The 12,474-nt window shown below is 40.9% G+C and carries 10 protein-coding genes; 6 read left to right on the forward strand and 4 right to left on the reverse strand.

Features of this window, described 5'->3' with window-relative positions; all coding sequences use genetic code 11:
* Positions 1-450 precede the first annotated feature (450 nt).
* Positions 451-3,192, forward strand: coding sequence for a GAF domain-containing protein (locus HWQ42_RS18810; protein WP_292814849.1), 2,742 nt, complete (start codon positions 451-453; stop codon positions 3,190-3,192).
* Between the two features lie 607 nt (positions 3,193-3,799).
* The gene (locus HWQ42_RS18815; RefSeq protein ID WP_292814852.1) at positions 3,800-4,570 is read left to right on the forward strand and encodes a hypothetical protein; all 771 of its coding nucleotides are present in this window, start codon (positions 3,800-3,802) and stop codon (positions 4,568-4,570) included.
* A 139-nt stretch (positions 4,571-4,709) separates the two neighbouring features.
* On the opposite strand, the gene HWQ42_RS18820 is transcribed toward HWQ42_RS18815, so the two are convergent.
* Positions 4,710-5,564 (reverse strand): PhnD/SsuA/transferrin family substrate-binding protein, encoded by an 855-nt coding sequence (locus HWQ42_RS18820; protein ID WP_292814855.1) that lies wholly within the window; start codon positions 5,562-5,564, stop codon positions 4,710-4,712.
* A gap of 181 nt (positions 5,565-5,745) precedes the next feature.
* Between HWQ42_RS18820 and HWQ42_RS18825 the strand changes: the two genes are divergently transcribed.
* Positions 5,746-6,660, forward strand: coding sequence for a DUF3365 domain-containing protein (locus tag HWQ42_RS18825; RefSeq protein ID WP_292814858.1), 915 nt, complete (start codon positions 5,746-5,748; stop codon positions 6,658-6,660).
* A 56-nt stretch (positions 6,661-6,716) separates the two neighbouring features.
* Here the strand turns inward: HWQ42_RS18825 and HWQ42_RS18830 are convergent, their stop codons facing one another.
* On the reverse strand, positions 6,717-8,105 hold the full coding sequence (locus HWQ42_RS18830) for a serine/threonine-protein kinase (protein WP_292814861.1): 1,389 nt from the start codon (positions 8,103-8,105) through the stop codon (positions 6,717-6,719).
* Between the two features lie 172 nt (positions 8,106-8,277).
* Between HWQ42_RS18830 and HWQ42_RS18835 the strand changes: the two genes are divergently transcribed.
* Positions 8,278-9,114 (forward strand): pentapeptide repeat-containing protein, encoded by an 837-nt coding sequence (locus tag HWQ42_RS18835; protein ID WP_292814864.1) that lies wholly within the window; start codon positions 8,278-8,280, stop codon positions 9,112-9,114.
* Positions 9,115-9,175: 61 nt separating this feature from the next.
* Here the strand turns inward: HWQ42_RS18835 and HWQ42_RS18840 are convergent, their stop codons facing one another.
* On the reverse strand, positions 9,176-9,502 hold the full coding sequence (locus HWQ42_RS18840; protein WP_292814867.1) for a DUF4278 domain-containing protein: 327 nt from the start codon (positions 9,500-9,502) through the stop codon (positions 9,176-9,178).
* Between the two features lie 304 nt (positions 9,503-9,806).
* On the opposite strand from HWQ42_RS18840, the gene HWQ42_RS18845 reads away from it, so the two are divergent.
* Together HWQ42_RS18845 and HWQ42_RS18850 are read left to right on the forward strand one after the other, a co-directional pair.
* Positions 9,807-10,061 (forward strand): hypothetical protein, encoded by a 255-nt coding sequence (locus HWQ42_RS18845; RefSeq protein WP_094348386.1) that lies wholly within the window; start codon positions 9,807-9,809, stop codon positions 10,059-10,061.
* Positions 10,062-10,064: 3 nt separating this feature from the next.
* Positions 10,065-11,324, forward strand: a complete 1,260-nt coding sequence (locus HWQ42_RS18850; protein WP_292814993.1) for a murein transglycosylase A — start codon at positions 10,065-10,067, stop codon at positions 11,322-11,324.
* 71 nt (positions 11,325-11,395) lie between these two features.
* On the opposite strand, the gene HWQ42_RS18855 is transcribed toward HWQ42_RS18850, so the two are convergent.
* A complete protein-coding gene (locus HWQ42_RS18855) occupies positions 11,396-12,265 on the reverse strand; it encodes a DUF5895 domain-containing protein (RefSeq protein ID WP_292814869.1) in 870 nt (289 codons plus the stop codon).
* Positions 12,266-12,474: the final 209 nt, after the last annotated feature.

The following is a 12,474-nucleotide window of genomic DNA, read 5'->3' on the forward strand; positions in this document are numbered from 1 at the left end:
TATTGCTTTGAAGGAATCTTAAGTAATTAAATTAATGGGCAAAAATATGAAAATAATATTTTTATTTTCAAGAAATTATTCAAGCTTTAAATTAAGTAAAAATACTGGAATATTTTAATGATTAAGAGTATAAAATTAGTAAATGTCAATGATGAAAAACTTCTTAACTTTAGACTTGAGATGATAGTTGAAAAGTATCTAATGATACAGCAGTTTTATATCTCCCTAAATCCACTATACAAGGGCTACAGGGAACAAGCAAAATATCTGTTACTTTTCAAACATCCTCTCATCCATTTTCAAAATTTGTAATACATGTATGCCCTGAGCAATGCATTAGTAGCAAGCATTTCTTGAAATAGGATGAAAATCAAAGCATTGTAAGTTGAAAATTCCGATCAGAGACAAATATATAAAAAATTATACTTAAGTCATGGTGTATAGAAAGCAATGACACGTAGGGATAAACCAAACGAGTTGCAGCAAACCTTTAATCGAGAAAGTTTACTGCACCGAATGACAAAACAGATCAGGCGATCGCTCGACCTTCAAGAAATATTAACGACAACTGTTAGCGAAGTGCGTTTGTTTTTGGGTGCAGATCGGGTGAAAATGTATCGCTTTGATGCTGATGGTAGTGGTGAAGTCATTGCAGAATCTATTCATGAGCAACGTTTGCCATCCTTATTGGGGCAACGCTTCCCAGTTGATGATATTCCAGAAGCCGCCAGAGAGATGTTTTTGTTAGTGGGGCAACGTTCGATTGTCGATGTGGCAAATGAGAAGATCGGGCTATCACCTCTACAGTCAAAAGAAACTGGCAAACGTCTAGAAACTAATATCTACTATCGGCAGGTAGACCAGTGCCATATTCAATACCTAAAAGCAATGGGCGTGCAGTCTTCGTTGGTAGTACCAATTTTAGATTGCGACCCACAAGGACAATCAGCAAAGCCTAAATTATGGGGATTGTTGGTATGTCACCACAGTGAACCGCAAAAGATTTTGAAGCAGCAGCTAAAAGTATTGCAGCAAGTTGCTGACCAGGTAGCGATCGCGATCGCTCAAAGTAATTTACTTACTGAAGCCCACGCCAAGCAAAAGCGAGAAGCTACTATTAATCGAGTCACAACACTATTGCATAAACTGCCGACAATCCAATTACAAGGAGCGCTAGAAGAAGTTATTACTGCTTTCTGTGGAGTTGGTGGCCGGCTTTACATTGCAGAGAGCCAAGAATTATACACCTGGGGCGACCAACCGACACTCTCCTACGAGTTAGATAACAGTATTATCGAACAGCATCCCATCTGGCAAAAATGGATGGCTGATTTTCAACAAGGTAATATTTGGGCAACCACTGACCTCTATAAAGAACCACATTTACGAGTTTTGTCTTTAGCATTCCGTTCTACTCAAATTCGCGGACTCATGGTGATTCCCCTACATTATCGCGAAAAATTTATCGGTGTATTAAGTATTTTTCGCTCTGAATTTGAAACGGAAATCTTGTGGGCGGGACGATGCGAACAAAATCGGCGGCAACTATTACCCCAGCTTTCCTTTGAGGTTTGGCGAGAGCATAAAAAGGGGCAAGCACCTGAGTGGAAGTTGGAAGACATCTTTTTGGCACAAGCCTTATACGATCATTTCTCAATGGCTATTCAGCAGCAGCAAATGTATAAACAGGTACAATCCCTGAATGCCAACCTAGAACAGCGGGTGCAAGAGCAAACCGCTGAACTCGAAAAATCATTACTATTTACCAAAGTCATCAAGCAAGTTACAGAGCATATTCGCCGCACATTGGACTTGCAGGCAACTCTGCAATCTATAGTTCGGGAAGTCCGTCCCCTGCTAAATTCAGACCGAGTGCTGATTTTCTACCTGAAGACCAAATCAGTGATTGTGGAAGAAATTAATGGCAATTGGCAGTCAGTTTTGGAAGTGAATGCACCACCAGAATGCTTTCCTGATGAGTATACCCGTCTATACTGTCAGGGTAGGATACGGGCAATTAACAACCTTTCAACGGCTTCTTTAAGTGATTGTCATCGAGAGTTTTTGCAGAGTCTGCAAGTGCAAGCAAACTTAATAGTTCCGATTAATATAGGTATGGAACTATGGGGTTTACTAATTGCCCATGAGTGTGAGGCTCCCAGAAATTGGCAGGATATAGAAATTGATTTATTGCAGCAGGTGGCAGATCAGGCTGCGATCGCTATTCAACAAGCACAACTCTACCAACAAACCTTTGATGCCGAAACTGAAGCCAGAAATCAAGCTGCTCAGTTAGAGCAGACCCTACATCAACTCCAAGAAACACAGACAAGATTGATTCAGACTGAAAAAATGTCTGGCTTAGGACAGTTGGTGGCGGGTGTCGCCCACGAAATCAATAACCCCGTTAACTTTATTTACGGTAATCTGTGCCACGCCAGTGATTACACTGAACAACTGCTAGAAATTTTACGTCTCTACCAGCTACACTATCCCCAGCCCCATAATGAAATTCAAGCCGCGATCGAAGCGATCGATTTTGAATTTTTGGTAGAAGACCTGCCCAAAATCATGACCTCAATGCAAGTAGGAACTGAGCGCATCCGTTCAATAGTGTTGTCGTTACGCAATTTTTCTCGCTTGGATGAGGCTGAAAACAAGCGTGTTGACCTGCATGAAGGCATTGACAATACCTTATTAATTTTGCAACATCGGCTGAAAGGAAATGCTGAATTTCCACGCATTGAGATAATTAAAGATTATGGCAACATCCCACTGGTGGAATGCTATGCTGGCCAAATGAATCAAGTATTCATGAATATTTTCACCAATGCCATAGATGCTCTGGAAGTAGGTAGTCGGAAGTGGCAAAATCAGGGTGACAAGGAGAATAACTCATGCCCAATTCCAACGATCCAGATTTCCACTAAAGTCTCAGTGGACAACTCTCGTCTGTTAATTCGTATTACTGACAACGGGCCTGGAATGAATGAAGACGTGAAAAAGCGAATTTTTGACCCGTTTTACACTACCAAGCCTGTGGGCAAAGGTACAGGATTGGGACTAGCAATCAGCTATCAGATTATTGTCGAAAAACATGGGGGAATAATGGAGTGCGTTTCAGAACCTGGCAAAGGTACAGAGTTCTGGATTGAGATTCCCGTCAAGCCTCCAGCCAAAATAGTTAACTAGCAATAGGGAGCGGGGGATAAGGACGCAGGCGAAGAATCACTATTGGTATTAGTTTCAAAACTTAAAAATTGACTGAGAATTTTTTAAATTCATCCAAAAGGTAGATGATAATTGTCTGAACATATAATTTAAAGAAATATCTATCAACGCTCGGAGTGTGCAATATATTGAATTTGCTTAAAAATCATTTAAAAGTAAAGTTTAGTTGCAAAATAAATCTCTTCCAGCTACAAGTGATACTCTAATAGTAGAAGCTAATAAAAAAGCTTTCTTGGCAGATATAACAGCTGCATTTGAAATGTTAATAAGAGGTATAAGACGCTGTTTAACTTACATCTGTCTCGTCAAAATACAGCAACACCCAACGCGAAAACTGCTGTTTCCTCAAATGTGGAAGATTAGGGGGTACTGTAACTGATTTTCATTACTTGTTTACAAAAGCAATGGAAGTTAGTATATCCCTGGATATGATCGACAAAGAGAGGAGATAGTTCAGCGAGTAGAGGTTTGGGTGTTGTTGTGTTTAAAGAGAAGTCTGAGATAGGGACTCCTCTGGGTGTAAGATTATACGAAGTTGAATAGCGAGAAACAGTTAAAATAGCGCCTTATGTCAATAATTGCGCTCAGAGCGTGGTATCTACAAGATTATGAGCCGATTCCAGAACTGGAAAAACGTCCGCCAGACATTCGCTTAAGCAAAAAAAGCCTGCTGAAATCAGCATTGCGAGCAGACTTTTTGGAAGACAGTGACGAAGTTAAGAAATCAACTTGGTTTGGGCGCTATTTAGAAGGGGAAAATATTGAATTTTATATTGAAGGTAGTGGCGGCTATTGCGTCTCTAACATTGACTTAATTAGTCATGAAATTTATTTCACCAAGCAGGCGGTGTTGGCTCAGTTAGAACCAACGATTTTTTTATCCTATCAAACTGAGTATGCCGCAGCGACGAATATTCTCAAAGAAGAACTGCGAAAAAGTTTGGACAATTTAAACTTGCGATCGCGTCTTCCCCTAACATTGATAGAATCCTCGCGTCCCAGCGGTGCTACTTTCCGAATTAACCGCACAATTATGCGGAAAATCCGTAAGAGTTTGTTATTTATCGCTGACACCACGCCCATTGCTAGCATTGAAGGTAAAGAAACGCCCCAATTAATTCCCAGTCCGAATGTCTGTATTGAGATTGGCTATGCCCTCCAAAGTAAGCGGTCTGAACAGATTCTACTAGCGCAAATGCAACGCCCAGATTTTGAAGGTGAATTTCCCTTCGACTTACCGACACAGCAAATTTTGCAATTTCAAGACACTACAGAACTGAATAAAATTCTGACAGAGACGATTAAAAACCAGCTAGCACGTTTCAAATTGTTTTTTTGACCGAATTTTCCTGTCAGACTTGCTGGCTGTTTTTTCTTCTCAGTTTATACTTGACACAATCTAGTAATAACAATGCTCTCTTTCACAGGAGGGCTTTTTTTAGCGAAAGCAAAGACTAAAAGTATTGTTATTGCTTTAATTAGAATAAACGAACAGGCTTCTTTTGCAGCTTGGAACTAATTGAGCTTACCCGATCAACCACAGAAATCATGTATTTGTAATCTGGTACTTGTCCATTGGGTACATACCCCACTTCTTGAGCCAAATCTGAAGACGATTCACTCATCACTTTGCGGATAAACTCTTGACGGTTACGTTCTACATTTGGCCCAATCAAGACCACGCCCAATGGTACATAATGAGGGTCTTTAAATAGTATGCGGAATTCAGTTGGCGCCAATTGTGAACTGTAGAGACTTAATTCCGCCTCCGAGACAGCACAAGCGATCGCTTTTCCTTGAGCGACCAATTCCAGTGCTGCTTTAGGTGTGGGTGCAAACAGTATTTCAGCCAGCGTTGTACCATAAAGATTGTAAAGAGGAAGATAATATCCTGTTGCTGAACCTAACTGTCCTAAAGCTACTGTTTTGCCTTGCAATTGTTTCAAGTCAGTTATCGGATTATCTTTACGAACAACGAAGATTGAACGTAAATTACTAATACCTATTAAAGGAAATAGGGGAACATATTGGTGACGTGCGATCGCAATAGCCGCTAAACCCGGTGGAGCAAATACCAATGACCAAGCACGAGCATCAAGGCGTTCAACCGCTCTATTTTCATTAAAAACAGGCTCTAACTGAATATATGAGTTTGTTTTTTCACCCAAGTAACTATTAAATTTAGCATATTGATTAATTATCTGTTCGCCTCCACCATAGTTAATTACACCAATAGTTAACGTGCCCTCAACCCCACCTTGTGATTTGCAGGCAGCAAATGTAAAACCTAGTAGATGAAACAGAAATAAACGACGGGGAAATCGCACAAACATCACTAATTATGGTTAAGAAAATAATTTGGCTTTCAGGACTAATTTAGATAAATTTGACTGCTGCCTAAAAGGGTTATATTGCAGTAAAAAGTTAATATTTATTTAAATATTGTTGAGAGGCTTTCTAACAGGTATAAATAAATATTAGACAAACTCACAGGCCACCTTCGTTGCTTAGGTTATGTTAAACAACATTACGTTAAAAAAGTTAAAAATAGGTGCTAAATTTAACTTGCTTTTAATATTAGTTTTCATCATCAGTATTTTAGGAAGTGGCGTTGCCTTATCCAGTGTACTTCAAAGGAGAGCGCAAAATGAAGTAAGTTCTCAAGCGGAGATTCTCATCCAAATGGTGAATGCAGTTAGAGATTATACACAAAATCGTATTGCTCCCCTATTAGAACCTAGATTAGATACTAACCCAACATTCCTGCCTGAAGTAGTACCAACTTTTTCCTCTAAAGAGGTTTTTGAAAATTTTCGTAAAAAGCCTGAATTTAAAAACTTTTTTCATAAGGATGCAACACTTAATCCAACCAATTTAGCGGATAAAGCTGATAATTTTGAAACTCAACTTGTCGAGCGTTTTCGCAACGAACCTAATACTCTAGAAATTACAGGCTTTCGTAAATTGTCAGAAGGCGAAGTATTTTACATTGCACAACCACTAAAGATTACACAAGCGAAATGTTTGCGATGCCATTCTACACCAGATCAGGCTCCTAAAACTCAGTTGGTAAATTATGGCTCGGAAAATGGTTTTGGCTGGCAACTTAATCAGATTGTTTCTGCCCAAATAATCTCTGTTCCTTCTCAAGATATTTTTGCCAATGCCAAGCGGACTTGGATATTGATCATGGGACTTTTAATTGCGATCTTTGCGATCGTAGTTTTCTTAATTAACTTCTTAATTACAAAATATGTGATTCAGCGCATCAGAAGAATAGAGAAAATAGCTCAAAAAGTTAGTATTGGTGATATGAGCGCTGATTTTGAAGAAAGCTCTCATGATGAAATTGGCGGGTTAGCAGAAGCATTTAATCGGATGAAAGCTAGCTTGAAAATAGCTCTGGAGATGCTGAATAACCAAGGCTAATAATTCCTAATTCGTTATTCGTTATTAAGGAAGACAAAAACGCAATTTTGAAAAATTCAAGATAGTAGGCGTCGCTCAAATTGCAAAGCTTTTTGAGGTTCGGGGATTTGTGATGCTAAAATTTTCACAAATTCTGCACGAGAGATTTGCCCAGAAGATTTAACAGTTTTTTGGACTATAAACTTAGCTATTGGGCCAATTAATTTAGCCAACTCACGTTCGCACTCTTCTAGAAATTTGTCACTGATGACTTGAGATTCTTGGTTTAATAAATTATTTGAGTTAATACCAGATTGATCGGATTTGACAGTAAGTTCTTGTAGTAGAGTAGGCTTCTCTAGTAGAAACATTGTTTTCTTATTAAAATCAATTTGTTGATTTTCTCGAAGATGAAGAGCTAATTGACTAATTAATTCTTCAAAATTGGATGCTGAGGCCACAACTTGTCGTAGTAATCTTGAGGCGATGGGGCCGACAAATTCTAAAAGAATTGTTTCTAAGCGGTTGTAACTTTCCCCAGACAGAATAGAAGCAGTCTGATACCCAATTGAGTTTTGTTGAGCAAGCGAAGCTTGAGGCGGTTGTGTAAAAGATGGTAGTTGAAGTGATTGCGCTTCTACTCTAGTATCGAGATCCTTAAGCACGTGTAAAACTTCAGCCGCAGACTGATAGCGCTGTTTAAAGTGATGTAGCACCATCTTAGATAGCACAGATGCCAACTCAGAACTGACGTTAGCTTGATGCTGCCAAGAAATTTCTCCTGTATCTGGGTCTTCTTCAAAGTTTATCGGATGTAACCCTGTCAGCGATTGTATAGCAATAATACCCAAGGAATAAATATCACTGTTGGGGCGGGGCTTACCTTGCCCCTGTTCTGTAGACATATATCCGGGAGTACCAATAATAATAGTAGCCCTCGTGTGCCCTGCAATTGTAAGCAGTTGAGTTTGGACTTGTTTAACTGCGCCAAAGTCAATCAGCACAAACTTACCGTCTTGTTCCCGCCTAATTATATTGTCCGGTTTGATATCTCGATGAATAACGTTGTGGCTGTGAATAAATTGTAGAATACCCAGAACTTGTTGGAGCAATTGAATTACTCGATCTTCTGTCCAACGTTGATTGGGGAATAGTTCCGCTTTCAGGGTATGTCCTTCAATGAACTCTTGCACCAAGAAGAACTCTTGGTTTTCTTCAAAATAGGCTAAAAGCCGAGGAATTTGGTCATGGTAGCCGAGTTGTTCTAGCGTTTCTGCCTCACTAGTAAATAGCCGTCTGGCAGTTTCAAGAAATTCAGGGCTACGAGTGACGGGCTTCAGGTGTTTGACAACGCATTTTGGGAAACCTGGCCGATGGGTATCTTGGGCTATGTAGGTTTGACCGAATCCACCTCCACCTAATATCTGGAGGACTTGGTAACGTCCGTCTAATAATTGTCCTAACATTGTGTCACAAGCCTTAATTCCTCAAATTAATCTTGACACAACTACCAGCTTTGATAAGGTTGAGACAGAAAGTAGTGGTCTGTCCCAAAAGTTTTGAGAGGTTAGTGGTGTTCAGATCCCCGACTTCTTCAAGAAGTCGGGGATCTGCCCCGCAAAATTAAAAGGTATTGGCATGACTGGTGAAGAATTGCTGAAGCGATATGCTGCTGGGGAAAGAAACTTTAGTGGGATTGACTTGAGTGGGGTTGATTTCAATAGTATCCCTATCAATGGCACTAGTATTGATCTGACTGGTATCGATCTCAGTGGAGCCGATCTCACTCAAGTTGTGCTTGGCTCGGTTAACTTGACCAATGCCAATTTGAGTGCGGCAATCTTGCTCAAAGCTGGGATGCACGATGTTACCCTGACTGGAGCCAATCTGACTGGAGCCGATTTGAGAGGGTTGGAAGCTCATGAATCTAATTGGCAAAGAGCCAACTTGAGCAGAGCTAATCTGGGATTTAGCAAGCTCATTCAGTTGGATTTGACTGAAGCGATCCTCAGCCATGCCGACTTGACTTGTGCCGATCTTAGAATGTGCAAATTTGTCGATGCTGTAATGGCTTCCATTCAAGCGGTCTGCACTAATTTTACGCATGGCTTCTTCAACAGAGCTTATCTGAGAAAAGCCAATTTGGAGCGAGCTAGGATAGAGTACGCGGTGCTTGACTATGCCAACTTTACTGCTGCTAACTTGATTAATGCCGCTCTCATGTATTGTGACGCTACCAAAGTTAATTTCACCTATGCCTCGATGGGCGGTGTCGGAATTGAAACTGCCTTTACCAAAAGTAACTTCAGTAATGCCGACCTCTCCAATGGAAGTTTTTACCGACTGATCATCGAAGAGTGTGACTTTAGGAACGCTTTCTTTCACGGGACTCGAATAACCCAAGTTACCTTCGAGAACTGTTTGTGGGGTGAGGTAAGTAGTTTCGATACCGACGCTATCATCAGAGACAATTAAATTGGCAGATATCCCTTATAAGTTTATAACTAACTAGACTCCAGATCGGCTTGCAGGTCTATTATTGTTGAAGCTTTAATAATTCCTCAGAAATTGCCAGTGCCTCAGCTTTTGAAGTAGTTGTTGGTTGAGAGACGACGCTAACTTCTCCTAATTGATTTTTATTTACAAAATAGGTGATTCCCCGAAAGCTCAGTTTATAGGTTACTGGTGGTAGAGGAACTTCCGCCGATTTGGAATTTGGATTGACACGATAGTTAACGCCACGGTACATCAAATTATAAGCTGGCCCAATTTGAGGAACTGGTTGAAACGGCTGTTCTGTTTTTTTACTACCAACTTTGTTTGGGTTATATTCGTAGCTCAGACCACGATAGTAAAGTTTCATAATTTTTGTCTCCTGAATAACTATTTTTCAATAATGCCAATGACTTATCAGACGTTGATTAGAGAGTTATGCAAGAGCTAAGGTAAACTTACACTTTTTTAAGGAACTGCTTAAAGGATTAGGCGTCTAGAGTGAAGATTCATTGGGCATTGCAGGGGAGGCAGAGGGGCAGAGGGGAAAACTTACTGCAACTTCTCCTCTACTTTCCTGCTCCCCTGCTCCCAACCTCCCGTATGCTTACCCTTTTCATTCGGGGGTTACGTGGTTAACAATGGGTTGAATGTTTTTTAAATGATTCAACTTTATGGCTAGAACTGCAAATGAATATGCCGTATACATCCTACTGGAAAGCGGCCACCGAGAAGAAGTACGTTTTCCTACTATTCAAGAGTTTCAGAAATGGTATAGCGGCGAACTTGTGCCAAAATCTGCTTCTAATGACTTTATTAGCGTGCCGATCAAAAATATTCAAGGGGAATATATGGTAGTACGCCCTTCTCGGATTGTGGCAATCCGGGTAGAACCCATTTTTAGTTCCAGTGTTGAAAGATTCAACTAAATGATGAGAAAAACCCTTGCTTTGCTTTCCTTGAGTCTAGGAATTGCCCTCGTAAACCCTCTCTGGTCGGCTGTTGCTCAGGTTCCTAACTTACTGCCGTTGCCACTACCGACTACTCCCGATCTTCCACCTATACCAATACCGATCGCTCCTGTGATCGCGCCGCCGCTAAAACCAATCACTATCGGAAGCGATTGTACAGTCCGGCCGACTTGCTTGGGTTGGGATGAGCAAATTTGGGGTCAAAGAGGTAAAATAGGCGATCGCAAAGCGCTGTTGGCTTCCATTGATAACAGTCTGCTTTACCTAACAAAGGGTGACGCGATCGCAGCATATCAAAATTATCCAGTTCGGGAAATTACCCTCGATCGCGTCCGCCGGAGTTTGCTGCGTTTCCGCCAATTGGTTGTCAGTTCTAAGTCAGCAGCGCAACTACAAGCTGCTGTCAGTCGTGAGTTTGTCTTCTACCAATCTGTGGGCAACGATGGCAAGGGTACTGTTAAGTTCACTGCTTACTATGAACCTGTTTACACTGCTAGCCGTGTCAAGACTGCAATCTATAAGTATCCTCTTTATCGGCTACCACCTGATTTCAGCCAATGGCCTAAACCTCACCCAAAACGAATTGATTTGGAAGGGAAAGATGGTTTAAAAGGGAATAAGAGCAAGTTACGCGGTTTAGAACTGCTTTGGTTTCGCGATCGCCTAGACGCATACATGGTACATATCCAAGGTTCTGCCCAAATTAAATTAACTAATGGCAAGACAACATCAATTGGCTATGCAGGTGGAACTGATTATCCCTGGACTAGTATCGGCAAAGAACTAGCGAAAGATGGCAAACTTCCACTAAATGGATTGACAATGCCACGTCTGATTAGTTATTTCCGACAAAAGCCCCAAGAGTTGAACAATTATCTGCCCCGTTGGGAACGATTTATTTTCTTCCAAGAAACAAGCGGTAGAGGTGCTACTGGTAGTATTCATGTGCCAGTAACAGCAGAACGTTCCATTGCTACAGATAAGTCTCTCATGCCACCGGGAGCGTTAGCCCTGATTTACAACTCATTTCCCTATCCTGTCAGTGGTGGCAAACTAGAGAGGCGTACTGTCAGCCGCTTTGTGCTTGACCAGGATACAGGAAGCGCCATCAAAGGGCCGGGCCGGGTGGATTATTTTATGGGGTCTGGCAAACTAGCAGGCGATCGCGCTGGTGTCACAGGTGGTAACGGTTCACTATATTATTTGCTGCTCAAAGAATAAAGTTAGAAGTTAGAAGTTAGGAGTTATTAATTCAAAACTGATTATTCATCACTCCTAACTCCTCACTCTCCTTAATACGGCGGATAAGCAAAATCATCTTCATCAGCATAAACGTAAGAGTTGGAAACTCCTGCCATTGCCAATTTAGGGGTTTCTGATTTTATAGGTTCCTTGCCAAAATCTTTGTATTCTTCAAAAGTCTTACAAATCATTGCAGACTCAAGAGCATCGGAAGCAATTAAATATTGTGTTAAAGTCCCTACGGTGGGACGTTTATAGTCTACAGTTGAAGCTACCAAAACTGTATTTGGTTCAATACCTCTTTCTTCACACTCAATGATGGGACAAAAAATCCCGTGAGCGTGGAATAAAGGCCCTTTAGGTGTCAAAGGTTGCTTGCGGTAGATAGCATAAGCTTTTTCTAGTTCAGCAACGAATCCACTTACTACTCTGCCTTGTTGATATTCGCAGTAGGTTTTGCTGAAACTCGCTCCGGCTGCACCATTAAGAGTTAGTTGTAGTGGTGATTCATGTAAAAACTTTTTATTCTCACCCACTATAAAAATTAGATAGCGAGTAAAGGTTTTAAATTTAAGTTTGTCGGCTAAAAAAGCATCATAATTGTCTTTGAGCGTACCCAGCTTTAGACCACTTTCTCGGTCTTTAACAGACAATGGCCCCCGACGCACTATAACCAAGCGTGGAGTAGCACTAATAAAGACTGTTTCTACTCCAGAGCTAAATTCATGCTCAACTTGCTGCCAATTATCATCTGGCACAAAGCCGACAGCATTGGCATTATCCAGCTTAATCGCCAAACCGTGAGATTGTATACCATCTGTGCCATACCGAGGATTAATCATCTGACACCAGGGAAGGACTTGAGAAGGCGGTGCATTGAATTTCTCGTCTTCAAAGTCAAAATTAGCAGATGCTTTCATCGTTTTAGGCTATCAAAGTGTTTTATTGAACAAGGTTATCGGCAGGGCGCTGATCTGGAAAGCCAGTTATATGCTGTGGTTCTCAAAGTTTAAGAACATTAAACTGGCATAGTAGTTTTTCTAGAGTAAAACAGAATCAATCTATGTTGCAATCCCTGTTTAGTTTTTTAACAACAAATTCTTTCTTTGGCATCTCTCTATCTCTCTAC

Origin of the sequence: Nostoc sp. JL23, from assembly GCF_017115065.1 — a bacterium.
GTDB lineage: Bacteria > Cyanobacteriota > Cyanobacteriia > Cyanobacteriales > Nostocaceae > Nostoc > Nostoc punctiforme_A.